General features: G+C 53.2%; 27 protein-coding genes. 9 read left to right on the top strand and 18 right to left on the bottom strand.

Translation table 11 applies throughout. The features are described 5' to 3' along the window. Positions 1-63: 63 nt before the first annotated feature. Positions 64-729: a TetR/AcrR family transcriptional regulator gene (locus V4U84_RS08010; protein WP_334077022.1), complete on the bottom strand. Its 666-nt coding sequence runs from the start codon at positions 727-729 to the stop codon at positions 64-66. Continuing rightward, a complete protein-coding gene (locus tag V4U84_RS08015) occupies positions 674-1,903 on the bottom strand; it encodes an MFS transporter (protein ID WP_334077023.1) in 1,230 nt (409 codons plus the stop codon). The genes V4U84_RS08010 and V4U84_RS08015 overlap by 56 nt, the downstream gene beginning before the upstream one ends. A 236-nt stretch (positions 1,904-2,139) precedes the next feature. Here V4U84_RS08015 and V4U84_RS08020 point away from each other — a divergent pair, with 236 nt between their 5' ends. The 3 genes from V4U84_RS08020 to V4U84_RS08030 all read left to right on the top strand — a co-directional run bounded on the left by V4U84_RS08020 (position 2,140) and on the right by V4U84_RS08030 (position 5,261). Beyond that, positions 2,140-3,528, top strand: a complete 1,389-nt coding sequence (locus V4U84_RS08020) for an aminotransferase-like domain-containing protein (protein WP_334073641.1) — start codon at positions 2,140-2,142, stop codon at positions 3,526-3,528. Positions 3,529-3,624: 96 nt separating this feature from the next. Beyond that, positions 3,625-3,915 (top strand): hypothetical protein, encoded by a 291-nt coding sequence (locus V4U84_RS08025; RefSeq protein WP_334073640.1) that lies wholly within the window; start codon positions 3,625-3,627, stop codon positions 3,913-3,915. A gap of 26 nt (positions 3,916-3,941) precedes the next feature. Beyond that, on the top strand, positions 3,942-5,261 hold the full coding sequence (locus V4U84_RS08030; protein ID WP_334073967.1) for an MFS transporter: 1,320 nt from the start codon (positions 3,942-3,944) through the stop codon (positions 5,259-5,261). A gap of 93 nt (positions 5,262-5,354) precedes the next feature. On the opposite strand, the gene groL is transcribed toward V4U84_RS08030, so the two are convergent. From groL to V4U84_RS08065, 7 genes are all read right to left on the bottom strand, one after another. Beyond that, a complete protein-coding gene (gene groL / locus V4U84_RS08035) occupies positions 5,355-6,974 on the bottom strand; it encodes a chaperonin GroEL (RefSeq protein WP_334073639.1) in 1,620 nt (539 codons plus the stop codon). 67 nt (positions 6,975-7,041) lie between these two features. Next, complete coding sequence (gene groES, locus V4U84_RS08040) at positions 7,042-7,323, bottom strand: co-chaperone GroES (RefSeq protein ID WP_148450824.1); 282 nt, start codon at positions 7,321-7,323, stop codon at positions 7,042-7,044. 373 nt (positions 7,324-7,696) lie between these two features. Continuing rightward, positions 7,697-8,455, bottom strand: a complete 759-nt coding sequence (gene tatC, locus V4U84_RS08045) for a twin-arginine translocase subunit TatC (protein WP_334073638.1) — start codon at positions 8,453-8,455, stop codon at positions 7,697-7,699. 93 nt (positions 8,456-8,548) lie between these two features. After that, positions 8,549-8,767 carry a twin-arginine translocase TatA/TatE family subunit gene (tatA, locus tag V4U84_RS08050; protein WP_334073637.1) on the bottom strand — a complete coding sequence of 73 codons (219 nt, stop codon included), beginning with the start codon at positions 8,765-8,767 and terminating at the stop codon, positions 8,549-8,551. 109 nt (positions 8,768-8,876) lie between these two features. Next, a complete protein-coding gene (locus V4U84_RS08055; RefSeq protein WP_334073636.1) occupies positions 8,877-9,362 on the bottom strand; it encodes a MogA/MoaB family molybdenum cofactor biosynthesis protein in 486 nt (161 codons plus the stop codon). Positions 9,363-9,401: 39 nt separating this feature from the next. Beyond that, positions 9,402-9,896: a cyclic pyranopterin monophosphate synthase MoaC gene (moaC, locus tag V4U84_RS08060; RefSeq protein WP_334073966.1), complete on the bottom strand. Its 495-nt coding sequence runs from the start codon at positions 9,894-9,896 to the stop codon at positions 9,402-9,404. An 11-nt stretch (positions 9,897-9,907) separates the two neighbouring features. Further along, the gene (locus V4U84_RS08065; RefSeq protein WP_334073635.1) at positions 9,908-10,552 is read right to left on the bottom strand and encodes a 5-formyltetrahydrofolate cyclo-ligase; all 645 of its coding nucleotides are present in this window, start codon (positions 10,550-10,552) and stop codon (positions 9,908-9,910) included. 188 nt (positions 10,553-10,740) lie between these two features. Here V4U84_RS08065 and V4U84_RS08070 point away from each other — a divergent pair, with 188 nt between their 5' ends. Next, positions 10,741-12,690 carry an ABC-F family ATP-binding cassette domain-containing protein gene (locus V4U84_RS08070; RefSeq protein ID WP_334073634.1) on the top strand — a complete coding sequence of 650 codons (1,950 nt, stop codon included), beginning with the start codon at positions 10,741-10,743 and terminating at the stop codon, positions 12,688-12,690. 303 nt (positions 12,691-12,993) lie between these two features. On the opposite strand, the gene V4U84_RS08075 is transcribed toward V4U84_RS08070, so the two are convergent. Then, positions 12,994-13,311 (bottom strand): YciI family protein, encoded by a 318-nt coding sequence (locus tag V4U84_RS08075; RefSeq protein ID WP_334073633.1) that lies wholly within the window; start codon positions 13,309-13,311, stop codon positions 12,994-12,996. Positions 13,312-13,556: 245 nt separating this feature from the next. Between V4U84_RS08075 and V4U84_RS08080 the strand changes: the two genes are divergently transcribed. Next, positions 13,557-14,363, top strand: coding sequence for a hypothetical protein (locus tag V4U84_RS08080; protein ID WP_334073632.1), 807 nt, complete (start codon positions 13,557-13,559; stop codon positions 14,361-14,363). A 7-nt stretch (positions 14,364-14,370) separates the two neighbouring features. Here the strand turns inward: V4U84_RS08080 and V4U84_RS08085 are convergent, their stop codons facing one another. Beyond that, positions 14,371-14,835, bottom strand: a complete 465-nt coding sequence (locus tag V4U84_RS08085) for a hypothetical protein (RefSeq protein WP_334073631.1) — start codon at positions 14,833-14,835, stop codon at positions 14,371-14,373. Positions 14,836-15,072: 237 nt separating this feature from the next. Here V4U84_RS08085 and cysK point away from each other — a divergent pair, with 237 nt between their 5' ends. Further along, a complete protein-coding gene (gene cysK / locus V4U84_RS08090) occupies positions 15,073-15,996 on the top strand; it encodes a cysteine synthase A (protein WP_334073630.1) in 924 nt (307 codons plus the stop codon). A 30-nt stretch (positions 15,997-16,026) separates the two neighbouring features. Here cysK and V4U84_RS08095 read toward each other — a convergent pair whose 3' ends face one another. The 6 genes from V4U84_RS08095 to tsaE all read right to left on the bottom strand — a co-directional run bounded on the left by V4U84_RS08095 (position 16,027) and on the right by tsaE (position 20,316). After that, positions 16,027-16,830, bottom strand: coding sequence for an AAC(3) family N-acetyltransferase (locus V4U84_RS08095; RefSeq protein ID WP_334073629.1), 804 nt, complete (start codon positions 16,828-16,830; stop codon positions 16,027-16,029). A gap of 54 nt (positions 16,831-16,884) precedes the next feature. Beyond that, complete coding sequence (locus V4U84_RS08100) at positions 16,885-17,304, bottom strand: DUF6157 family protein (protein WP_334073628.1); 420 nt, start codon at positions 17,302-17,304, stop codon at positions 16,885-16,887. 147 nt (positions 17,305-17,451) lie between these two features. Beyond that, positions 17,452-18,480 (bottom strand): tRNA (adenosine(37)-N6)-threonylcarbamoyltransferase complex transferase subunit TsaD, encoded by a 1,029-nt coding sequence (gene tsaD, locus V4U84_RS08105; RefSeq protein WP_334073627.1) that lies wholly within the window; start codon positions 18,478-18,480, stop codon positions 17,452-17,454. Position 18,481: 1 nt separating this feature from the next. Next, entirely contained in the window at positions 18,482-18,994 is a 513-nt protein-coding gene (gene rimI / locus V4U84_RS08110) for a ribosomal protein S18-alanine N-acetyltransferase (protein WP_334073626.1), read from the bottom strand. A 13-nt stretch (positions 18,995-19,007) separates the two neighbouring features. Beyond that, the gene (tsaB, locus tag V4U84_RS08115) at positions 19,008-19,817 is read right to left on the bottom strand and encodes a tRNA (adenosine(37)-N6)-threonylcarbamoyltransferase complex dimerization subunit type 1 TsaB (protein ID WP_334073625.1); all 810 of its coding nucleotides are present in this window, start codon (positions 19,815-19,817) and stop codon (positions 19,008-19,010) included. Beyond that, complete coding sequence (gene tsaE, locus V4U84_RS08120) at positions 19,810-20,316, bottom strand: tRNA (adenosine(37)-N6)-threonylcarbamoyltransferase complex ATPase subunit type 1 TsaE (protein WP_334073624.1); 507 nt, start codon at positions 20,314-20,316, stop codon at positions 19,810-19,812. The genes tsaB and tsaE overlap by 8 nt, the downstream gene beginning before the upstream one ends. Before the next feature lie 1,111 nt (positions 20,317-21,427). Between tsaE and ku the strand changes: the two genes are divergently transcribed. Next, entirely contained in the window at positions 21,428-22,390 is a 963-nt protein-coding gene (gene ku / locus V4U84_RS08125) for a non-homologous end joining protein Ku (protein WP_334073623.1), read from the top strand. A 38-nt stretch (positions 22,391-22,428) separates the two neighbouring features. On the opposite strand, the gene V4U84_RS08130 is transcribed toward ku, so the two are convergent. After that, positions 22,429-23,376, bottom strand: coding sequence for an ATP-dependent DNA ligase (locus tag V4U84_RS08130; RefSeq protein ID WP_334073965.1), 948 nt, complete (start codon positions 23,374-23,376; stop codon positions 22,429-22,431). Between the two features lie 225 nt (positions 23,377-23,601). On the opposite strand from V4U84_RS08130, the gene ligD reads away from it, so the two are divergent. Together ligD and V4U84_RS08140 are read left to right on the top strand one after the other, a co-directional pair. Beyond that, positions 23,602-24,501, top strand: coding sequence for a non-homologous end-joining DNA ligase (ligD, locus tag V4U84_RS08135; protein WP_334073622.1), 900 nt, complete (start codon positions 23,602-23,604; stop codon positions 24,499-24,501). A gap of 191 nt (positions 24,502-24,692) precedes the next feature. Beyond that, positions 24,693-25,343: a transcriptional regulator gene (locus V4U84_RS08140; RefSeq protein WP_334073621.1), complete on the top strand. Its 651-nt coding sequence runs from the start codon at positions 24,693-24,695 to the stop codon at positions 25,341-25,343. The last annotated feature ends 196 nt before the right edge of the window (positions 25,344-25,539 follow it).

Genomic DNA, 25,539 nt, shown 5'->3' on the forward strand with positions numbered 1-25,539 from the left:
CTTGGCTGCTGTCTCTTATTTATGTAAGCCATAGAATCACTAGAGTCGCCCTATTCTCTCTAATTATTGCGAAGGGTCGTCGGCCAAATACTGCAGAATCATATCCACGAAACGCTGTGGAATCGGGTCATCTTTCTCCTCCTCTGTAACCGTTGCCGGAACGAGGCTAATTTTCTGGAGGAGCCCCATCATCGCCGTAAATATAAACTGTCCCGTTTCTAAGGGAGGGAGTTCTGGTTTCAACGAGCCATCCCTGATCCCCGCTTCGAGGGTCTCGGTGAGGAAATGCCGCTCTTTTTTTGTAAGGATAAATTGTTCATAGCGGCGTTTCAGTTCGTGATCCGAATCATAGGCCTCGTAGTAGAGATCGAATAGCAGGATGTATTTCAGATAATCGGAATGCTGCCGGGCGTAGTCTATCCAAGCTTCGAGAATGAGCCGTAGCCTCGCCTTCCCGTCGCGGGCCTCGATTCCTATTCCGTTCAAATAATCGGTCATGTTCTCCAGCACGTCCATTTGCACCTCAAAAATCAATTCGTCCAGGGAGAGGAAGTGTTTGTAAAAGGTGACCCGGCTAACGCCCGCCAATTCGCACACCTCTTTGATATTCACGTGAAGGAAGCTTTTTTTCATAAAAAGATTCTTCCCTGCCGCGATTATAGCCTCCCGGTGCTTATTTTTCAGATTTCGGTGCCAAGACTCCGCCATCGTTAACGATTCGTCCTTCATTTCGCTTTTTCCTTTCTATAGTTAAACCAAAGGCTCCCAGAAGAATGAACGCCCCTATAATATAGGACATATTGAGTTGAATATCAAACAGAGCCCCCGCAAAAATCGGGCCGACAATGTTTCCCAAGCTGGTGTAGGTCGTATTTAGTCCGGAAGCATACCCCTGCCGCCCTTCGGCCATGTTGGCGATCAGCGTGCTGACCGTCGGCCGGAGAAAGGCGTTGAAGGCAAAAAACAGGGCGGACACCGCCAAAAGGTAGCCCAAATTGACCCGAATCAACATCAACAAGAGGGCGCAAGCCGACAGGATCAAAGAGCAGCGAATGACCCGGATTTCGCCGAATCGTCGAACGATCCGGTCGAGCAGCCACACCTGTACGACCACGCCAACAATCGCTCCCAATGTAATGATAACGGAAATTTCCCGAGCGTCGAAGGCATATTTTTGCTCTACAAACAAAGCGTAAACCGTTTCATAATTGGCTAGCCCGAAGGTCATGACCAGAATGAGCAGCAGGTATCGAAAATAAGGAGTTCGGAACGAGTTCAGCAGTTGCTGTCTTAACGGTTCGCGCTGCGAACGTGATCTTTCGGCTGCTCTAATCTCCCGCGTCTGGGTTTCCGGGAGCAGCCATGTGAGAAGCGTCGCTGCAAGTCCCAACCCCGCGGCAAAAAAATAGGGTACCCGGATGCCGAACTCCGCGATGATTCCCCCGAGTCCCGGTCCCAGGACCATCCCGAGATTCATCGAAGCGCTCAAATACCCCATCCCCTTGGCTCTCGTCTCCGCAGTTGTCCGATCGGCTACATAAGCCATAACGGAAGGTACCATAAGACCGAGTCCGATTCCCCCGATAAAACGGGCCGCATATAAAAATGACAAGCTGTGTGATACGGCGAACATATAGTCGGAGAGAACGGTCAAAAACAGACCGGACATAATCATTTTTTTACGGCCGAATTTGTCGGAAAGCTGACCCCCGATCGGGGAAAATAAAAACTGGGCGGCCCCGAAAGCGGCGACAAGATAGCCGGCTGCCGTACCTGCGGCGTCAAACTGTTTCAGATAATCCGGAAGGATCGGTATGACCATCCCTTGCCCCAACAGGGCGATGAATAAGTTAAACATCAAGATGAAAAGCGGATATCCGCTTGAGGCCGAAAAGCGGGACATAAAGAACCTCCTTATATAGTTTACACTAAGTAAATGATTACTTTATGTAAACTATGATAAGGGACATCCGATTGCTTTGTAAAGAGGTGAGGTTAAGAAACCCACTCGCCCGTTTGGCAAGCACGGGACACACAGGATGGTGTATAGAAGGCCCGAAGGTTATAATTTAAGATGCAGCTTTATTACTAAACTATATCTTGTTCAATTTGTATAGCAATATGAAAAGGATGCGTATCATGCCGATTAATTCTTTTGAAAACTATCCGATGAGCTGGAAGCCATCGATTGATAAAACCAAAAAACCTATTTATCGAGCACTCGCGGCTCAATTGCAACAGGATATTTTAAACGGAGTTTTGTTGCCCGGTACGAAACTTCCACCACAGCGAGAACTGGCCGATTATTTAGATTTGAATTTGAGTACCATTTCAAAAGCGTTTAAAATGTGTGAGTTAAAGGGCTTGTTGAGTGCATCTGTCGGAAGCGGGACATTTGTATCGTATGATGCGTTGTCGAATGCGTATTTACTTGAAGATACAAAGCCGAAGCATTTAATTGAAATGGGAGCCACAATACCGGATAATGCTTCTTACGAGCCACTGCAACTCCAACTGAAAAGCATGCTGCAAGAGGCAGATTATGAAAAATGGTTTGGTTACGGTCGAGCAGGCGAAAGCCTTTGGCAAAAAGACGCAGCTATAAAGCTGATCCGAAGAGGCGGGTTTGAAACAACGGTTGATCACATTTTATTTGCCAATGGGGGTCAAAATGCGATTGCTGCCATACTGGCGAGTCTTTGTAAGCCTGGGGATCGCATTGGTGTCGATCATCATACCTACCCAGGATTAAAAACTGTTGCGGCGATGCTTAGTGTGCATGTGGTCCCCATAAAATCAGAGCACTATGAAATGAGTCCGGCAGCTTTAGAATATGCGTGTAAAAATGACAATATTAAAGGGGTGTACTTGATCCCGGATTATCATAATCCGACAGCCTGCCTTATGTCTGTCGAGAATCGAAAAGCGATTGCAGCAATTGCCAAGAAGTATAATCAGTTCATTATTGAAGATGCGTCGTATCATCTCCTCAATAAAAAGCCACTTCCAGCAATCGCATCATTCGCACCGGAACAGGTCATCTACATTGCGAGTTTATCGAAATCAATGGCACCGGGATTACGACTAGCCTATGTAGCAGTGCCGAATCAGTTTAAGGAGCCCATTTCAAAGGCGCTTTATAATTTAAATGTATCCGTTTCCCCGTTACTCGCAGAACTGGCGGCACGTATGATTGTGTCTAATCAATTTGAAGCCATAATTGAGGGTCATCGGAAACAAACCATTCGCAGAAACCAAGTTGTAAATCGATATTTGGCTGACTATATGTGTTTAGGTGTTGAAACAGGCATCTTCCGTTGGCTGCTATTACCAGGCAAGATTACAGGTGCTGAATTTGAAGCGTTAGCTGCACAACAGGGGGTACAGGTGTATGCGGCTGAACGTTTTGTAGTTGGAAACAGTTATCCGGAGCGGGCAGTAAGAGTTTCTGTCTGTGCGCCCGAGACGCTTGAAGAGCTTGAGCAAGGATTGATCATCCTTAGGCGTTTGCTAAACGGTTTTACTTAATATTGTTCGCCATACAATTATATTATTGTATGGTTTTTTTCTGTGCGTTATGATGTGAGTGTTGATCCATACTTATATATTTTGGAGGCTGATAAGATGAGTACCAAAGCATATTTAGAAATTACAATGATGATTGATGAAGCAAACCGTCCGGCAGCGGCCAAGGTATACGCTGATTATCGCCAACCTTTTCTGACCCAAATAAAAGGCGCTATTTCTAAGGAACTTCTAATTCGAAACGAAGATGTCCAGGTGCTTCATGGATTCGATAGTGTTGAGAATGCACAAGCTTATTTAACAAGTGAAATGTTTAATAGTGATGTTGTTGTTGGGCTTAAGCCATTGTGGAGTGCTGACCCCGAAGTAAAAATTTATAGTGTAGCGTAAGATGAGAGCTAAAAGGGTGGGTTAGAATAAAAGTGTCAGACGTCCAAACAGCTTTGCTTAAAAGGTACATTCGTTCTTCAGAAGATCAAAAAAAGTTATACAAGCGAACACTATTCGTTATAAGTATTTCACAAATTTTTGGTGGTGCAGGCTTAGCAGCAGGAGTTACCGTGGGGGCACTTCTTGCGCAGCAAATGCTCGGTACTGATGCGTTTGCCGGTCTTCCTTCAGCTTTACTTACTTTAGGCTCAGCAGGAGCGGCTTTATTCGTCGGGAGACTTTCCCAACGTTATGGTCGTCGTACAGGTCTGACAGCGGGATTTATGATCGGTGGACTTGGCGCACTAGGAATCATCATTGCAGCAATGATAAACAGTGTGTTTCTGTTATTTACCTCCCTACTTGTTTATGGTGCAGGTTCAGCAACAAATTTACAAGTTCGTTATGCAGGTACAGATTTAGCGAATAGTACACAACGAGCGACTGCGGTTAGTTTTTCGATGGTTTTTACAACATTCGGTGCGGTTGCAGGTCCGAATTTAGTGAATGTTATGGGAAATTTTGCTCTTTCCATTGGTGTTCCGTCACTTGCCGGCCCATTCATTTTAGCAGCAGCAGCATATATCCTAGCAGGTGTTGTCCTTTTTATAATGCTTCGTCCCGATCCATTAGTTATAGCCAGAATGATCGAAGCGACCAACCAAGAACCCGGTGATCAAGGACGTTCGGTGGCAACGGAGCATACAGAAAACAAAAGGGGCATAGTCGTTGGGGCAACGATTATGATTCTTACTCAAATTGTAATGGTGGCTATTATGACAATGACGCCGGTTCATATGAGACATCATGGACATAGCTTGGGTGCAGTAGGTCTTGTTATTGGTTTTCATATAGGCGCCATGTATCTCCCCTCACTGGTTACAGGTGTCCTTGTTGATAAGTTAGGGCGTATTGCGATGGCTATTGCTTCTGGAACTACGTTGCTTCTGGCAGGTGTAATGGCGGCATTCGCACCAGGAGATTCTATGGTTTTTCTAGTAATTGCCCTTTCTTTACTTGGATTAGGATGGAATTTTGGTTTGATAAGCGGGACTGCCCTTATCGTTGATTCAACTGAAACCTCCACACGTGCTAAAACTCAAGGTACAGTGGATGTTTTGATTGCATTGTCGGGAGCTGCCGGCGGGGCATTGTCCGGAATGATTGTGGCAGGTTCAAGCTTCCTAACGTTATCATTGACTGGGGGGATTTTATCCTTATTACTAATTCCGGTGGTGATATGGTCTCGTGGAGGCAAAAAAATAGGCCGCATTGACAAGCCATCACGAAAGCGCATTTCAGGATAGTAAAAAACCGATGGAACATCGTTCGGTATTGAAAAAGGCTCCCTCTCGGGAGCCTTTCGTTATGCGCTATTACAGGGTTTTATGGACCCTTTATTACATCATACCGCCCATACCGCCCATGTCAGGCATAGCCGGTTTTTCCGGTTCCGGTTTGTCGGCGATGACAGCTTCGGTGGTCAGGAAGAGGCCTGCAACGGAAGCGGCATGCTGCAATGCGGAACGGGTAACTTTGGCCGGATCGACGATCCCTGCGTCAAACATGTTGACCCATTCGCCGGTAGCCGCGTTGTAGCCGATACCTACTTGTTCTTTCTTCAGACGGTCAACAATAACCGAGCCTTCTTCGCCGGCGTTGGCAGCGATTGTACGAACCGGCTCTTCCAGAGCGCGGAGCACGATTTCGGCACCGGTTTTTTCGTCGCCGGACAGGCTGATGTTAGCTACCGCGTTGTATACGTTCACCAGCGCTACGCCGCCGCCGGAAACGATCCCCTCTTCAACCGCAGCGCGGGTTGCGTTCAAGGCGTCTTCGATGCGCAGTTTGCGCTCTTTCAGTTCGGTTTCCGTAGCCGCGCCGACTTTGATGACCGCTACGCCGCCAGCCAGTTTAGCCAAACGCTCTTGCAGTTTTTCTTTGTCGAACTCGGAAGTGGTTTCTTCCAGTTGGGCACGGATTTGGTTAACGCGAGCGGTGATATCGTTCTTGTCGCCGCTGCCGTCAACGATAGTAGTGTTTTCTTTGGTAACGATAACTTGACGAGCGTTACCCAATTGATCCACCGTAGTGCTCTTCAGATCCAGGCCGAGTTTCTCGGTGATCACTTGACCGCCCGTCAGAGCGGCGATATCTTGCAGCATCGCTTCACGACGGTCGCCAAAGCCAGGAGCTTTAACGGCTACCGCGCTGAATGTACCGCGCAGTTTGTTCACGATCAGCATCGCTTGAGCTTCGCCTTCGATATCTTCGGCGATGATCAGAAGCGGTCTGGATTGTTGTACGATTTTTTCAAGGATCGGCAAAATCTCTTGCGTGCTGCTGATCTTCTTATCCGTGATCAGGATATATGGGTTATCAAGCACGGCTTCCATTTTGTCCGTATCCGTAATCATGTACGGGGAGACGTAGCCGCGGTCAAATTGCATACCTTCTACGACTTCCAGTTCGGTCGCGAAGCCGCGGGATTCTTCAACGGTGATAACGCCGTCTTTGCCCACTTTTTCCATCGCTTCGGCAATCAGTTCGCCCACTTCTTCGTCCGCTGCGGAAATCGCCGCAACTTGAGCGATGGATTGCTTGCCTTCGATGGTCTTGGAAATCTTCTTCAATTCTTCAACCGCCGTACGAACGGCTTTGTCGATCCCTTTACGCAATCCGATCGGGCTTGCGCCGGCCGTTACGTTCTTCAAACCTTCGCGGATCAGTGCTTGAGCCAAAACCGTCGCCGTCGTCGTACCGTCACCGGCCACGTCATTCGTCTTGGTTGCTACTTCTTTAACGAGTTGAGCGCCCATGTTTTCAAAGGCGTCTTCCAGCTCGATTTCCTTAGCGATCGTTACGCCGTCATTCGTGATGAGCGGGCTGCCGAATTTCTTCTCCAGAACGACGTTGCGTCCTTTCGGTCCAAGCGTAACTTTTACTGCGTTAGCCAAAGTGTCAACACCGCGGAGCATCGAACGGCGGGCGTCTTCACTGAATTTGATTTCTTTTGCCATTAGTAAATTACCTCCCTGGTTAATTATAAATGGTTACAGCTGCAATTCGGATGTATAACGCACCGTCTTAACCGACGATGGCATGAATGTCGCTCTCTTTCATAATCAAATACTCTTTACCTTCGTACTTCACTTCTGTTCCGGCATACTTGGAAAATAATACGCGATCGCCTTCCTTCACTTCCAGAGGCACACGAACACCGTCCTTCAGCGCGCCGCTGCCTACAGCGACTACCCGGCCTTCCTGCGGTTTCTCCTTCGCCGTGTCCGGAAGGACGATTCCGAAAGCGGTTGTCTCTTCTTGTTCGATCGGTTCTACCAATACGCGTTCACCTAAAGGTTTGATCATGAAAAAATAGCCTCCTTTAAATATGTTGTGTTGATGGATTGAAGTAAACTATGTATTAGCACTCAACATACTCAAGTGCTAATAACCACTTTTATGATACTCAACTTGTTTGCAGATTTCAAGTCCCTGATACAATTTTTGTCTTTAATTTATGAAAATCTTGGACAGCCTCGCTTCACCATTCTATCCTCCGGAGGATAAATATATTCCATTGCGGGGATAGGGGCATAGACACTAAAGTACCCGCGTATTTTTAATGGACGCTATAGCCGCTAATTAGTTCCGTTAACATTCGCCCGCCGTCCCGCCGCAAAATAAAACCCGGTCGCGAGACAGACTCCTCCGAAACCGGGTTTTTCTTGATTCCAAGAACCTATTTATATCTCCGTTCCCGCTCGGCATCCGCCGCAAGCTGCTTCCGATGTACCCGCTTGGACAACACGACGCTTAGCTCGTAGAGAAGAATAAGCGGGACGAGTACCAGGAACGCGGAGAAAAAGTCGGCCGGGGTAATCATCACCGAAATGACCACCAGAATAAAGTAGGCCATGCGGCGCATTTTTTTCAGCCGGACAGGATTGAGCAGCCGCAGTTGGGTCAGGAACAGAATCACCAGCGGCAGTTCGAACAACAGGGAGATCGGCAGGACAATATTCATCAAAAACTTGAAATAGTCCGCCATTCCGTAGGTCTCGATCAGCCCCAGTTGCTTATTCAGCGAGCCCGTAAACGACATCGCCAGCGGAAAGACGACATAATAGCCGAAGGCCACGCCGGCCAGGAAACAAACGAATACATACGGGATGTATTTTAAGGTGGCCTTACGTTCCGCCGGCTTCAACCCCGGACTGACGAACGCCCAGAGTTGGTACAGCGTAAATGGCAGGGTAACCCCCAGCGCCACCACCATAGCGATTTTCATGTAGACGCCGACGCCGTCCCAAAATGAAAAGGCGTTCAGCTCGATTCGGACGCCGGATAGCGCATTGACCGTGATATAATGATAGATCGGGTCCACGACAAAAAAAGCGGCCACGAGAACCAGCACAAAAACGAATAAGACATAAAACAACCGCCGCCGCAGTTCCGCCAAATGAGCGACAACACTTTGCTTATCCTGCTCTTCAGCCAAAATTTTGCCTCCTTACCATCCGATGCGACATCTACAAACAAAATCCCTCCCGGTCAGGGAAGGATTCCTGGGAGCTTTCCTCTCAAGTTGGGCTCACTCCGGCAGGCGACGAGGGTCGCCCTTCTCGGGCTGCACCGCCGCAGTCACCGGTGCCTCGGCTTTCCTCGGCTCGGGCTCGTCATCGACGATATCCCGGGTCGCCTCCTTGAATTCACGGAATGTCCGTCCAACGGCGCGTCCGAGCTCCGGCAATTTGTTAGGTCCAAACAGCAGCAAAGCCGCAATGATGATTAACAAAATCCCGCCTGTCATCCTGACTCTCCTTCCGCAAACCCTTTCATTATAGATATACCATAACTTATATCACAAAATTAGTCCATAATTTTGACGGATTTCCCCATCCTCCCTGGGGGCTCAACGTCTACAGCCGAAATTGGCCGGTAACCATCAGCAGCGCTTCCGGAAGCTGGTCCATAATCGCCGCCAAGTTCTCGTGCACCCCTTTAGGAGTGCCTGGCAGATTCACGATCAAGGTGCGTCCGCGAATACCGACAATGCCCCGGAAGAGCATGGCTCCCCGGTTTTTCTTCATCGCCGTATAGCGCATCGCCTCAGCCATCCCCGGAACCTCCCGCTCGATGACCCTCCGCGTCGCTTCAGGGGTTACATCTCGAATGGCCAGTTCCGTTCCGCCTGTCGTCAAAACCAGATCGGCGTGAAAATAATCGGTCATTTCGATCAAGGCCGCGATAATTTCATCCGGTTCATCGGGAACGATTCGATACTCCACAATTTCTCCGCCAAGCTCTTCCTCCACCAGCTCGCGAATTACCTGGGCGCTCGTGTCTTCACGTTCGCCTCTGGCTCCTTTGTCGCTTGCCGTAAGGATCGCTGTTTTCCAAACCATGAGTCACCCTCCTCATCCATCTCGGAACGAAAAATGATATTAACCCTCTCTGACATAATCCCCGCTTTTTCCGCCGCTCTTCGAGCGCAGCTGCGTAGGGCCGATCACGATATCCTTCTGCAGCGCTTTGCACATATCGTAAACCGTAAGCGCCGCGGCGGAAACGGCCGTGAGCGCCTCCATTTCCACGCCGGTTTTGCCCTCCGTCTTCACCGTGGCTTCCACGTACAGCTCGTCCTTCCCGTTATCGGTAAAAACGAGGTTCACCCCCGTTAACGGCAACGGGTGGCACATCGGAATCCAGTCTGACGTGCGCTTCGCCCCTTGAATTCCGGCGATTTGGGCTACGGCAAGGACATCCCCCTTCCCGATCCGGCCTTCCTTGATCGCTTGCAATGTAGAAGGAAGCATGCGGACCGTCGTTTCCGCAACCGCTGCGCGGACCGTGGACGCCTTGCCGGAGACATCCACCATACGGGCTCTGCCCTGCTCGTTAAAATGAGTCAATTTCCCTTGACCGTCTGCCGAATCCATTCTTCTCCTCACTACTTTCCTTCTATATATATTGTACCGGACGCCGTAAACAGCATGTCCAGTCTAAAATCATGTTCTTCCATCGGAAGCGGCTCCTTCACGATAAGTTCCCGGTACGCGAGGGCTGTCTTTAGAACCCGTCGGCTTCCGCACGACATCACAGCATGACTCGTCTCTCCCAGGACGCTCATGAAACGGTCATAGTACCCGCCGCCGTAGCCGATCCGACCGCCGAGGCGGTCAAAGGCCAGCCCGGGGACCAGTATCACGTCCAATTCCCCGTAGCGGCTGACAGGCCAAATGGGAATTTTCTCATTCGGCTCCGGGATTCCCCAAAGCCCCTCGATCAAGTCCTGTGCCCCGTTCAACCTATGCAGCGTCATCACTCCGCCACCGGACACACGGGGAACCAAGATCCGGTCTCCCCGATCCCGGCAGTTTCGCAATAGCGGAGTTGTGTCCGGTTCATCGCGGAACGACAAATAACTGAAAACCGTAAGAGGGGCGCCCTTTCGGGCCCGCAGCGGACCGAGCACTTCCTGCTCCGCACGCAGGCAGGCAGCCAGCGCCTCGGCTTGACGCACAGCCTCCGGAATACTCGACCGTACCCCAGCCATGTGAGCTCTGAGTTCTTTTTTGCGTTCCTTGATGTCCATCCGTAAACTCCCTCCCGTCAAAATACGGGAACTGCCATCTCCTCCCTTAGTGTATCATTGTTAACGCAAAATGAAAACTGAACCGGCAGGTTTCATCCCTTTTCCGCCGGGAATGAGCGGTGCATTTACCCCGCATTTCATGTACACTGAATACAGATGGGTGTGATATATAGGAGGATCAATACGATATGCTGCTTCAAGCTACGGACATTACGAAATTGTACGGAGTAACCACCATCCTCGGCGGGATTAACCTCCAGGTTCTGGAACGGGACCGGATCGGTCTCGTCGGGGTAAACGGCGCCGGCAAATCCACTTTGCTGCAAATTTTGGCGGGTGAATTGACTCCGGATGGCGGACAAATTTTTAAAGCGAAGGAAACGAGGGTCGGATACCTCGCCCAAAACAGCGGTTTGCAATCGGACCGCACTATCTGGGAGGAAATGCTCGCCGTTTTTTCCGATTTGACGGAAACCGAGCAGGAGCTCCGGCAGATGGAAATCCAGATTGCGGACCCTGCCGCGGATCATGAGGATAAAGCCTATAAAGAATTGCTCAGCCGGTACGCCGCCAAGTCCGATTGGTTCAAAGACCACGGCGGTTATGAAATCGAGACCCGCATCCGCAGCGTGCTGCACGGCATGGGTTTCGGCGGCTTTTCGCCGGATACCGTGATCTCCACGCTCAGCGGGGGGCAAAAAACCAGGCTGGCGCTCGCCCGGATTCTGCTCCAGGCCCCGGATCTGCTCATGCTGGACGAACCTACCAACCATCTGGATATCCAGACGCTGACCTGGCTGGAGGACTATCTGCGGAACTATTCGGGCGCATTGCTCGTCGTATCCCATGACCGTTATTTTCTGGACCGGCTCGCCAATGTGATCGTGGAGATCGAACGGCACCAGTCCCGCAGATATACCGGAAATTACAGCCGTTATATCGAATTGAAGGCGGCGGAATACGAAAGCCAAATGAAGCTCTACGAAAAGCAGCAGGACGAAATCGCCCGGATGGAGGCTTTTATCCAGCGCAATATCGTACGGGCTTCAACCACGAAACGGGCGCAAAGCCGCCGCAAGGCGCTTGAAAAAATGGAAGTCATGGACCGGCCGCCCGGCGACTTGAAGAAAGCGAGTTTCTCCTTTGAAGCGGAAATCATGAGCGGTAAGGATGTGCTTCAGGTTGACGGTCTCTCGTACGCCTTTGAACCCGGAGCCGAGCCGTTATTCCGCAATGTTTCCTTCAGTTTAATACGCGGGGAAACCGTGGCTTTGATCGGACCGAACGGGATCGGCAAATCGACGCTGTTGAAAATGCTCACCGGAGACCTTTCCCCTACTTCGGGCAAGTTGACCTGGGGAACGAAGGTGAAGATTGGTTATTATGACCAGGAACAAAGCCATTTAAACCCGGGCAACACCGTGCTGGAAGAAGTCTGGAGCGCGTTTCCCCATTTGGAGGAAGTTCGGATACGCAGCGTGCTCGGCAATTTTTTGTTCAGCGGCGAGGATGTGCTTAAGAAAATCGCGGCATTAAGCGGCGGGGAAAAAGCGCGGGTCTCCCTGGCCAAGCTGATGCTGCAGAAGGCCAACGTGCTGATCCTTGACGAACCGACCAACCACTTGGATTTATTCAGTAAAGAGGTGCTGGAATCGGCTCTGCTGGATTATGACGGCACATTGCTGTTCATCTCGCATGACCGCTACTTCCTGAATAAAATGGCCGAACGTATCGAGGAACTGAATCCCGACGGAATAGAACATTTCCTGGGTAATTATGACGATTATTTGGAGAAAAAACAGGAGCTGCGCGAGTTGGTTGCCGAGCAAACCCTGGCCCCTTCCGGGAAAGAGAGTCGTAATCAAACCAGTCCCCCCGGGGAAAAAGCGGGCGCGATGTCCTATGAGGCGGAAAAGCAGGCAAAACGGCAGGAACGGGCGCGTGCCCGCAGGTTGGAACAGTTGGAAGAAGACATTTCCAAATTCGAATCGGACATCGCCGATTTGGAAGCCGAACTTATGCTGCCTGAGGTCTACCAGGATTATGCCCTGCTGCAGGAGCGCCAGGCCGCGATTGATAAGCTCAAGTCGGAGCTGGCTGCCGCTTATGAAGAATGGGAGGCGCTGGCGGCAGAATAATTTGCAAAATAGTCAAAATAGCCCGGCTCCCTTTATTCACAACTTTATCCACAAAATCAACAGGGATACCCACAAGAAAAAACGACCATTGAGGTCGTTTTTTCTTGATTTCTAAGCTGATTTTGATCGTTTTCCTGTATTATCCACGAAGTTATGCCCATTATCCACAGTTTTTTGAAAATAAACCGGTTGTTTTCACGAATAAGCCTCCGTCTTTGGCCGGCAAGCTTTCAGTCCATTTTCATAATCAAGGACGGTATGCTAGAGATATTGTTGTCCACAACTTGACTTTTCCGGTTTCCCTTAACCCATTCCCAAGTGATTGTTCTCCTCGCAAGAAATTTCCCAAGTCCGAATTTCATAGTTCTCCGCTCCCGATTTTACGAACGGATCATTTTCCGCCCACCGGATCGCCTCCTCCATTCCCTCCGCTTCAATAATCACCATCCCGCCTTTATAATTCCCGAACGGTCCGCACATGACCAGTTTCCCCAAACGGTCCAGTTCCCGCAGATGATGGACATGGTCCCGGACCAGGGACTCATCCAAACTTCTCCCGGGATTTAAAGTCAACAAAATGACGTATTTTGTATAGCTCTTTTCCTTTAGATTATTAACCATTTTTGCTTCATTCCTTTCTTAATTTATGATACGAAACTCCCATACCGGCAAAACTTGCTCCAGAACTGGAGCTTGATCCCAAACAAACCAACCGAAATACCTATTGCCATTTCCATGAAAAAATACAATCATTTATATAAGAATTTATTACAAATTTGTCATAAAGGAGCTCGATGATGAAGTTAGCTAAAATCGCCTCTATAGCAGCCTTAGGGACAAGCCTTGTCTTCGTAGGTGGCTGCCAAATGTCCGGTACGTCCGGAAGCTCATCCTCTTCCCTTCCCGTTAAGGAATCCTCGTTGCCAGGCGGGGGAGTCGCTTTTCCGGAGAACGAACGAATCCATCTGTCGACCAATCAAAAATGGGTCGCCGACGAAGGTCATCTGTCCGATTTGATCCGCCTGCAGTGGACCGCCGACCGAGCCAAACCGGCCATTTCCTGGGCCGACCAAAACGGGGATGACAAGACAGCCATCGTGTCCCACGATAAAGCCAACAATCCGGAACAGCACGACCATAAACACATTTCCATAGAAACGACGATGTCCCCCACGGGGAAAAATAAAGGCGAACTGTTCACCCGGTTTGAAATCCCTTACGATACCGACGTAGCCGAAATCCGCACGCATTCCTCCAACTTCAACGTCATGGACGGGATTATGAGAGTCGCCGGAGAAGGCGCCCGTGACGTCCAATTTGCCAAAACCGGCAAAGACAACGCAACCACACCGCTTTGGGCCCTCCGGACGAATAACGGAGAAACGGCGGGAAATAAAGGAGCCGATTTCAACCTGATCCGGTATGACGATCAAGGCCAGCCCATCGACAGCGCCATCGCCGTCAGCCGGGAGAAAGGCAACGTCGGAATCGGGACGTCCGATCCGGAGAGCAAGCTCGATGTGAACGGTGATTCGATTCGGATTCGCGAATCGCGCACGCCGGCTTCGGCAAACTCCCCCGGAAATCAAGGAGACGTCGTTTGGGATGAAAACTACATTTACATTTGCGTGGCCAAGGATACCTGGAAGCGTACGGAACTTAAGTCCTGGTAGCTTGTGTTTAAGTCTCTCGATAATAATCCTGAGTGGTAGGGAGCAAGGTTACGATCTGAATGAGCAGGCCCAGAAACATATAAACGAGATGAACGATGTAAACCGCATCAAGAACATACATCTGCACCGTGATCCAAATGATTAAGACAAAGCCGGTATACAGCGAGAAGGTCCATGACCAATGAACCGTTTTAAACACATTTAACGCTTCTCCGAGTTTCCAGCGTTTTTTGCCTAACAAAGAAAACAGGACTCCCAGTGGACCGATGCCGAGCACAAGAAAGAGGATCAAGCCCGGAATCAGGAAATTCGTAAAAACAGGGACTCGCATCATATCCGGGGGCATCCCCAGCCCCTGCCCGCTGGGGTCCAGCACTAAAGCGCCCCCGCCAAAGAGAGCCCCAACGCCTAAAAAGAAATGAAGGCCCATTAATATCTTTACGGTTATGGGCATGCTCGCCATCCGATTCATGACTCTCCCCCTTGTGATATAAATCACAATTATTAAACTGTTTCTCCCCCTCTTAACGCACGAAGACGAAACCTCCAGGCTTCGTCTTCGTTGTTAGATACACCATATCATACCCGCGGTTTTCGGGAAATCCCCCGCCTTAAGTTTTGCGTTGAAACCGCCGCACCGGCATGAGTAAAATAGACATAATCGTCATCACTTGCAAATGTCGAACCGAAGATGCGGAGGCGAAGGAGCATGAAGCGGAGAGTAGTGGACCATATTGTAGATCTGGTAGGCGAAACGCCCGCCGTAAAAATAAATCGTTTGACCGGAACCGGGGACGCGGAGGTGTATGTGAAGCTTGAGTTTTTTAATCCCAGCGGCAGCGTAAAGGACCGGGCAGCCTCCTACATGATCGCGGAGGCGGAGAAAGCCGGGCTCCTCCGGCCGGGCGGCACCCTTATCGAGCCGACCAGCGGAAACACCGGCATCGGGCTGGCCATGAATGCGGCCGCCAAAGGATATAGGGCCATCCTTGTCATGCCGGATAATATGACACCCGAGCGGATCAACCTGTTGAAAGCTTACGGAGCGGAAGTGGTGCTCACCCCCGCTTCGCGGCGGATGCCGGGCGCCATTGACAAAGCCTTGGAGCTGCAGGCAAGCATACCAGGCAGTTTTATTCCCGGGCAGTTTCAGAACCCGGCCAATCCTTCGATCCACCGCTTGACGACAGGTCCCGAAATTCTGGCTCAAATGGAAGGCCGGCTCGACGCCTTTGTCGCCACCTCGGGCACGGGAGGGACGATCACCGGGACCGGAGAATATCTGCGCGAACATTTGCCGGAGATCCGCATTGCCGTCGTGGAACCCAAAGGGTCGCCTGTGCTTTCGGGCGGCGAGCCCGGTCCGCATAAGCTGGTGGGCACGAGCCCGGGTTTTGTCCCGCCGGTCCTCAATACGCAAGTTTACGATGAAATCGTTCAGGTGGACGATGACGACGCGTTAAATACGGTACGGCGGCTTGCCGCCGAGGAGGGCATCCTCGTCGGGCCCTCATCTGGCGCGGCGGTTTGGACCGCCCTTAAACTGGCCCGGATGCTCGGCAAAGGCAAACGGGTGCTTTGCATCGCCCCGGACACGGGCGAACGGTATATCAGCATGGGGATTTTCGAGTAGGCATAACCGGCCCGTCTTTAACGGAGCCGGTTACTTGCGGTTTCGGGTCATCCAATCCACGGCATAGTCCACCAGAGGCATTTGCGGCATGAGCAGGCAAGCGGCTCCCGCCAGGTTCCCCCGCCGGACCAGGCCCGTGTCTCGTTCGAAGTCGGCCCCGATCCGGTCGAAATCTTCGGCATCGATTTCGACATCGCGGTAATCCACCCACTTTTTCAGTCCATTCACCATCATGGGGGCGTTTTGGACGGTTTCTTTTTTGCCGGGGTAATCCGCCCGATATTCGGCCAAATGGATGGAAGTGTTGTTGCCATGACCTACGCCCAGCAGCAGAACCCAGCCTTCCGTCTCGTATATTCTCGCCAACGGCGAGGTTTCGCCCAACCCGTAATCGAGACCGTGGCCGTCGGTGATGTCCCGGGCTTTAGCTCCTCTGGCGGCAAAAGAGACGTTCGGATGCCCGCTCCGGATCGTCCCCCCTTGTTTCCGGAACAATTCCGGGATAACTCCCATGTACCACAGCGGCGTCAGATCGGGATCGTAAGCCGGCATTTGCTCCCGGATCGTCTCCCACCAAGCCTCGGGAACCGGGGGATTCTGCCAACCGGACGGATCGCTAAGATCACCGGAATGCGTCGGTACGACCAGCGTCCCCATTTCTCCCAAGGCTTCTTCCAGGGCCAGAATGACCGCAACCGGCCCTCCGGCAACAAAACCGCCCAGGGACTTATAGGAGGAATGCACAAGCAGCGTCATTCCCTCTTCGACGCCGAGCGCCCGTAAATCGGCGAACAGCGAATCTTTTGTGATCAGCGGACCTTGTACCTCGTTCATCCTATCTTCCCTTCTTTTCTGTGAAAATAAATCAAAATACTAAACCAAAGCGCTCTAGGTTCTCCGGCTGCGCATGGCCAACAAGAGCTGGATGTCCTCGCGCCCCGTTTCCGCAAAAGCGCGGTACTGCGGCGAATCCGCCCCATAAATCGCCATCTTTCCTTCCGCATCGTAGTGAACGCCCCAGCCGTATCTTTTGGGAAGGGCCGAGGCCCGCATGCAGGCATGTTTTTTGGCGAACAAGGCTTCCCGAAATTCTTGCCTGCGTTCGAGCAGCATAGAGTCGGAAATGCCCTTGTGCCGGACATGCGTTTCAAACAGCAATTCATCATAATTATACTTGTACGGATTCGCTGTGAGCAGCTCGTACTGAATGACGTGCACCGGCTTGCTCTCCTTCCTGCTTATCGGCTCGATCCCTTCCTGAACCGGGCAATCCGAGGAAATCAGGATAAATGTATTTTGATAACTCATGGTAAGGGGGCGCTCCTTTCAAAACGACACGTCTTTCTCCCAGTATACTAAGTAAACCGCCGTCTGCGGAAGCAGAAAAAGAGTCCTCCATCCGCGGACTTGCCTGCGGATGTGGACTCTGCGATTTTATTTACCCTTCCCGGTTATTCAACGCGCCGACCAGGCCTCCAAAGACAAGGAGGGCTCCGGTTTCAGCTCCATCTCCGAAAACTCCCCGCGCTGCCATTTCAGGTAGGCTGCGGCGCCGATCATGGCCGCGTTGTCGGTACAGTATTTCATCGGCGGGATCGACAGCGGAATGCCTTCCCGTTCACAGCGTGCGCCCAAGGCTTGACGGAGGCCGCGGTTCGCGGCCACCCCGCCGCAAAGCAGCAGTTGTACGGCGCCGGTCGATTTGACGGCGCGGATCGCTTTTTCCACCACGACCTCGATCACCGACTCTTGAAAACCGCGGGCGATGGCGGCCTGATAGCCGTCCTCCCCGCGCATACGATGCCGGTTGACCGCATTCAGGACGGCCGATTTCAGGCCGCTGAAGCTAAAATCGTATGAGTCGTGCTCCAGCCAGGCACGAGGAAGCTCCTCCGCCACCTCCGATTCCATCGCCAGCTTGTCGACATGCGGCCCGCCCGGATATGGAAAGCCGAGCGCGCGCGCCACCTTGTCATAGGCTTCGCCGACCGCGTCGTCCCTCGTCCGGCCGATCAGCTCAAAGCTGCCTTCCCGGCGCATGAACACGAGCTCCGTATGTCCGCCGGATACGACCAACGCCAGGCACGGGTAACGGATCTCTCCCACCAGCCGGTTCGCATAGATATGGCCCGCAATGTGGTGGGTGCCGATCAAGGGCTTGTCGAGCGCAAAGGCCAGGCTTTTGGCCGCCATAATACCGACCAGCAGGGCGCCAACCAGGCCCGGCCCCTCGGTCACGGCCACGGCCGACAGCTCTCCGGGAGCGATCCCCGCCTGCTCGACCGCCTCCTCCAGCATGAGCGTAATGCTCTCCACATGCTTTCGGGAAGCGACCTCGGGGACAACGCCTCCGAACGCTTTATGCGTCTCGATCTGGCTGGCAATCAAATTCGACAGAACCTCGGTCCCGTTCTTGACGACCGCCGCCGAAGTTTCGTCGCAGCTCGTTTCCACCGCAAGTATATAACAATCCTGATTCCGCAAGTTATTCGCTTCCTTCCTTCTCGCCGCTTCCGCGCAGCTCCTCCGGCAGCTCGCACCACATGATTACGGCGTCCTCCTGATTATCGGAATAATATCCCTTCCGCACGCCCGCCGGGACGAAGCCGAGCTTGGCGTAGAGCGCTTGCGCCACTCGGTTGGTGGCGCGCACTTCAAGGGTCATCCGTTCCATGCCGAGCTCCCCGGCCCAACTCATCATCCGGCGCAGCAGCCGCTCGCCCAAATGCCGCCCCCGAAAAGCGGTTCGGACGGCTATATTCGTAATATGCGCCTCATCGACGATCGTCCACATCCCGGCGTATCCTACCGGGTGCCCGTCCACCTCCATGATCAGGTAGCGGGCAAAATGGTTCAGCGTCAACTCGTTGCGAAAAGCCTCCTCGCTCCAAGGCAGCGAAAAGGACTCGTGCTCGATGACCATCACATCGGGAATGTCCCCCAGCTCCATCGTTCGGAACCCGACATGCCCGGCGGTCTCTTCCTTAAGATATTCCATGATCACCGGCCCCCTAACGCCGTTCCCGCAGCCGTTTGGCTTCGGCTTCGGCCAGTTGGGTGTAGTTCGGCTCGAGGGCGTGCACCTCGTCGCCGCCCGCCGTCCGCGCCCGGCGGACGGCAGCCAACCCGACGGCGATTCCCTCCAGTTCGTAGGGAATCACGTGCAGCGCTTCGCCGAGCAAGGGCCGAAGCGCTTCAGCCGCGGGCGCATGCTGCCCCGTTTCGCCCACGAACCATACGCCGGCCGGGCGTTCCGCCGGCGCCAGCTCCCGCAGCCGGGCGCCCAGCTGCTCCGTCCAGTCGCTCATGAGCCGGACCGCGTCCGGCTCCATGCGCTCCGGACACGGCCGCCCGGCTCCGGCAGCGAACAGCGCGGTATAGGTCTGACCGCGCCGCGCGTCCACCAGCGGGATGACCCAGTGGTCCCCGCTGCCGGTTTGGACGCCGAGGTCCGCGGCGTCCAGGCCCGCGCCCTGCGCGAGCCCGCCCCAGGCGAGCGCCTCCAGGCTCGACAGGCCGTACACCGGCAGGCGCAGGGCCCACGCCAGCGTCTTCGCCGTCGTGACGGCGATCCGGGCTCCCGTATAGGAGCCCGGGCCCACGCCGACGGCGACGCCGTCCAGCGCCGCCTTCGCAATGCCGGCGGCCGCCAGCGCATCTTCGATCGCGCCGATCAAGTACGCCGAATGGTTCCGTTCGGCGCGGATATTTCGCTCCGCCAGCAATTTGCCGTCTTCCATCACGGCCACCGCCAGGGAGGACGTCGATGTATCGAAAGCCAATAACCGCCGGACTGGCCGTACCTCTTGCTCGTTACTCATGATCCCCGACTCCATTCTCCCGCAAGTTGTCGATCCAGGCTTCGTAGGGCTGCCCGCAGCCTTTTAAGTAAAAAGTCCGCTCCCCGTCCATCCCCGATTCGATGTAGATATACAGCGTCTCGGGCGGCAGGAGTTCTTCGATCAGGCTCGCCCATTCCACCAAGGTTACCCCGGCGCCAAAGAAATACTCGTCCAGTCCAAGCTCCTCCGCTTCTTCCAGCGACAGGCGGTACACATCCATATGGTAAAAGGGCAATCTGCCCGCATACTCCTTGATCAAGGTAAACGTCGGACTGTTCACGGTGTCCGCCACTTGCAAATGCTTGGCGAACCGCTGAGAGAAAGCGGTCTTTCCCGCTCCCAAGTCCCCGTCCAACGCGATGACGGTCCCGGGAACGGCCATATGGGCCAGCCGGCCGGCGAGCCGGTCGGTCCCCTCCAGGTTCTCCGCCCGAAACACGAATCCCGCGGCGCCTTTATCAAACATCCATTCATCCATTCTTCGGTACCCTTCTTTCAGTCATAACCTCCGGCTTGGCCGGTGGCTTCCATCAGCTCTATAAGAACATGTTGCGAGCAAGCGTCTCGCTCGTGCACAAGTGCACTATCGTGGCATTAAGCAATTTGAATGCCGTGCAGGTAAATAAGGGCCTGATGAGCACTGAAGTTGCATCAAACCTGACAGGGTGCTACTTATTTTGAAACTTGTCGCCTCGGTGTGGCGAGTTGGATCCGGCGTGTCCCATTTCCCTAACCGCCGTCGCATGAGCAGCCTTGCAAGAAAGACGGAAATTAACGCTAACGGTTGCCACAGCCGTTATTTGTCCTGAAAACGCCGATTTCCCATTCTAATGGTCGCCACAGCGCTTATTTTCGCATAAACAGGCTGTTAAAGCGAGAATCCAAGAGAATAACGGCGCTCACGACCGTTAGAATTTCGAAAGGGCTACTTTTCGTTAAATAGCGGCTGCTACAGCCGTTAGACTCCTCTCAGGCGTTAGTACCAGCCGGAATGCCTGACCTTTTGCAGGAATTCATACTCGATTATTTCAATGCAGGTCAGCCTTGGAAGGCAAAAGAAAATTTCCCGAAAAAAAAGGAAGACTACGCCATGCGTAAGATAGGGCTCCCATTTTTAACCACACTCTTCTTTCATGTTAGGGTTAGTGCATCGCTAGTGCCTGATGAGGCGCTATTTTGTCGAATTCGACTAGGCGGTGTGAAATAGCGGCTTTTTCGGGTCTTATTGTTGGGAAAGCGGGCCAGTCCCTGATTATGGGGCCCTGGGCAGGTCAATAAGGCCCTTTTGGGCCGCTATGATTCGCCCGAAGCCGAATCGGGCGGAAATAGCGCCCCAAAAGGCCGCTATTTCCACCGGGCATCCAAATACCTGCAGATATTCAAAAAAAGCCTGGCGGCACCCGAAATGCCATGGGACTGGCGCCCGCTTTTCATCCGTAGCCCTCAAAAAACGTATGTCCCCATTATATCGGTCTGTCCCAGGCCCCGCAACACGGAATCCGACCCCGGTAGGCTCGAACTGACCCTTATAGAAAACCAAATTTTATCTAATACTAAGGAAAATACGATTTTAAAGGAGCGATTGATAGATGCATACCGTCTGGAAGGGAGCGATCAGCTTCGGTCTTGTCCATGTGCCGGTCAAGATGTTCTCCGCCACCGAGGACAAAGATATTTCGATGAAATATATCCATAAAGTGTGCGGCAGTCCAATCTCCTACGTCAGGCGCTGTCCCACCTGTGACGAAGATGTAAATTGGGAGGAAATCTCGCGCGGGTACGAATACGAAAAAGGCAAATACGTTCTGTTTGAGAAAGAAGAGCTGGAACAGCTGTCCGCCCGTGCCGAAAGAACGATCACCATCCTAGATTTTGTCGATCTTCATGAGATCGATCCGATTTATTTTCAGAAAACTTATTACCTGTCTCCGGACCAGGCCGGATCGAACGCTTACCAACTGCTGCTAGAGGCGATGCGCCAATCGGGTAAAATCGGGGTCGCAAAAATCGCCATCCGCTCCAAAAGCAGTCTGGCCGCGATCCGGGTGATGGAAGGCTGCCTCGCGGTGGAGACGATCTTTTTCCCCGATGAGATCCGTCCGATCTCGCAAGTGCCGAACCTTCCGGAACAGATCAGCACCAATGAGAAGGAACTGACGATGGCCCGGCTGCTGATCGAACAGTTGTCCACCCCGTTTGAACCGGAAAAATACACGGACGACTACCGGGAAAACCTCCTGCAGCTGATCGAAAGCAAAGTGGCCGGAGAGGAAATCAGCCTGGCTCCCACCAGGCCGGAGAGCAATGTGATCGACCTGATGGCCGCGCTCCAGGCGAGTATCGAGGCCGTCAAGCCGATCGCCACCGATCCCGGGCCGGCCAAGGCCAAGCGGGGCCGGACGAAGGCCCCGGCGGCAGAGGGCGCGGCCGCGGCGGGCGGCGGCAAAAAGACCAAAGCCCCCGCGGCGGGCGCAGGTGCGGGCGAGCCGGAAGTCGTGACGAAGCCTAAGCGCAAAAGCACGGGGAAAACCGCGAAGAAGACGATATCCTGAGCATACGCCTGCTCCGCTTTAGCGGCTCCCCTTGACCCTTAAACCTGCTGGGTGAGGACGCAGGCTTCGGCAGGCACGCCCGCCCAGCCCTGGATGACCGGGTGACGCATGGTCCCCCCGGGCGTCCATTCCAGAAACTGGACTTTCACGGTAAGCTGCGGCATCAGCCAGTCCGCCCCTTTAATGCGTTCCGGCGTGTTGGCGAATGGCCTTGTTCCCGTTCTGAGCTGATGCGCCAGCTCCGTGATTTTTCTCCATTCTTCGATTTTCCATTTTCCCGTTCCGGCATGGCCAATATACAGAAATCTTCCTTCTGCATCGTACACCCCCAGTAGAATAGCGTTGACCCTGCCGTCGCGGTAGGTAACTCCGCCGATGGCTGCGTATAGATCATGCGCCAGCTTCAGCTTGGTCCAGCGGGCATCTTTTCCGCCGACCGCATAGGTGCTGTTCAGCCGTTTGCAGACGATGCCCTCCCAGCCCTGCTGTTTCATCACCGCAAAAAGACGGTCCGCGTCCGCCACATTGGGAACGGGCTGCAGCCGTTCATGCGGAACGAGGATCTCCTTCAGCAGATCCTGGCGTTCTCCTAGCGTCCTCCCCGTCACCCAATCGCCGTTGCAGTACAATATATCAAAGATCATATAAATCGCCGGAACCCGCGAAACGGCCGAGCGGATCTCCTGGTCCCGCCGCAGGCTGTCGCGTTTCATCACTTCGTGGAAGGAGGGCTTCCCGCCGGAGATCGCGATCATTTCACCGTCCAGAATCACCGAGTTCGCACGACAATACCCCGGCACATCCGTGAATTCCGGATATTGGCGGGTGCGGTCGTTTCCTTTTCGATTGATCAGCCTCACCTCCCGGCCGTCAAAATAAGTCAGCATGCGCACTCCGTCCCACTTTACCTGGGCGACCCAATCTTCCCCATGGGGCACTTCATGCGCTCTGACCGGCTCAAACGGAATGACCGGCTTTAGCTCCATCTCTCCGTCCTCCTTTTTCGCTTCCACCGCGTCATTTTTCTCCTTCCGATGGTGCGGGCTTTTTTCCAAGTGTGCCCACCCGCCCTGCTCCGCATTCCTGTTCCTGTATTGGCTAACCTATGCTCCGGTATCCTCCCCCGGCCTTCTTTATCCCGTCGGGGGGAGGCTTATAGTTTCGGGGAAACGGGCAACGCTATAAAAAGAAGCTGGAAGGAGGGTCTTGTTATGGCGCGAACGATCAAAGGGAGTATTACGATTGAAGGAGCCGAGGTGCCTGTAAGCAACCCGGACAAGCTGCTATGGCCGGAAGCCGGGATTACGAAGCTGATCTACTTGCAGAGGCTGGCCGAGCTTTCGCCTTATCTGCTCCGTTATTGTCAAAACCGCCTGCTGACAACCATTCGGTACCCCGGAGGCATTCACGGCAAATTTTTCTACCAAAAAAACGCGCCCGATCCGCTCCCGTCCTTTGTCCAAACCGCCGAACACGAAGGAATCCGGTACATTGTCATGGACAGCCTTCCCGTCCTTTTGTGGCTCGGCAATCTGGCGGCCATCGAGTTTCACCCCTCCCTGCATTATGTAGGGGAGTTATTGCCCTGCGAATGGATGATCGACCTCGATCCAACCCTGCAGGAAGAGCCCCGGATCATGGAGGCCGCCTCATATGTCGGCGAAATCCTTACCTCGCTCGGCCTGTCCTCGGTGCCCAAGACTTCGGGAGCGACCGGCGTGCAAATTATCGTGCCGATCCAGTATGGCGTTACGTTCGATGAACTGCGGCTGATCGGCCATTTTGTCGCCCGTTATGTCACTGAGAAGCATCCGCGCCTGTTTACGATCGAACGGCTAAAAAAAGACCGCGGCGATAAAATCTACTTCGACTACCTCCAGCATTACGGCGGAAAAACGCTGGCCGCCCCCTACACGCCCCGTGCCCGGCAGGCGGCCAGCGTTTCGACGCCCCTTACGTGGGAGGAGGTCGCCCGCAATCCGTCTCCGGCCGATTTCCATTTGCTCAATATCGGGCAGCGCCTTCGGGAGCGGGGGGATCTGCTGCAGGATGTGCCGCCTCAATCGGTGGAACTGATCCTGCAGCACTTGCGGAAGCCGGGGGTCCGCTAGGGGAACAAGCAATGGGAACCTGCTTGAAATGGCCCTGTGATTGCGGTACATTGATGTTGTGGAAATAACGACCAATACATGTTTTTGTCGGTGTGAAGCACATGCCGCCTTGATGCGCAGGCCCTTTTAGGAGCCGCGTATTGGGGCGGCTTTTCTTTTTAATAATTTCGGAAAAAGCGGGAGGCAAACAAATGAGCGTATTTGAAGAGGTCTATGCGGGTTGGCTGCAGCGGCAGTTGAGCGAAGAGACGAATGCGAGGCGGCGGGAGCTTTTGGCGAACGGGTTGGGACACGGGACCGTGGAATTTCTGCGCGCGATCTGGTTTCCGACGATCGGAAACCTGGATCACTTATATGCCGAGTACGAGGTACGCGATTTGAATAACGGCTGCCGTTACCTTGACCTTGCCTACATGCCGGGCCCGGGCGGTGCCAAAGGCTGCATCGAGCTGCATGGTTTCCGCTCCCACGCCAGAGATATCGAGGCCGGCCGGTTTAAGGATCTATGCATGAAGCAGGCCTTGCTGGTCCTGGACGATTGGTACTTTCTCCCGATTGCCTACCTCTCCATCAAAGAGGACCCCGCCGTCTGTAAGCAGTTGGTCCTCGCTTTTGTCGGAAAGTTCCTGTCCGGTGCGGTTCCGCCCGATTTGAACTGGGCCGAAGCCGAAACGCTGCGCTATGCCCGCCGTTTGCTGCGGCCGTTTACGCCCCCGGAACTTGCGAAGCATCTGCAACTGTCGGAAAGACGGACAAGAGTTATACTGCATTGTCTATTGGCGAAGAAGCACCTCATAGTCGCGAGCGGAAATCAGCGTTATCGTTCATATAAACTCGCTTAAATGGACCGAGAGTGGAACGGGATGATAACGGCGCCATTATAACGGTCGCCACAGCCGCTATTTTGCCAAAATTCACCTAAACAGATTTCTAACGGTCGTGAGCGCCGCTAATTTGCGGAATTCGAAGATAAGTCGACCCAAATGGCTCGAATAAGAACTCTCACGACCGTTAGAATTTAAAGCCACTCTATTTCAG

The sequence above is a fragment of the Paenibacillus sanfengchensis genome (genome assembly GCF_036864765.1).
Lineage (GTDB): Bacteria > Bacillota > Bacilli > Paenibacillales > Paenibacillaceae > Fontibacillus > Fontibacillus sanfengchensis.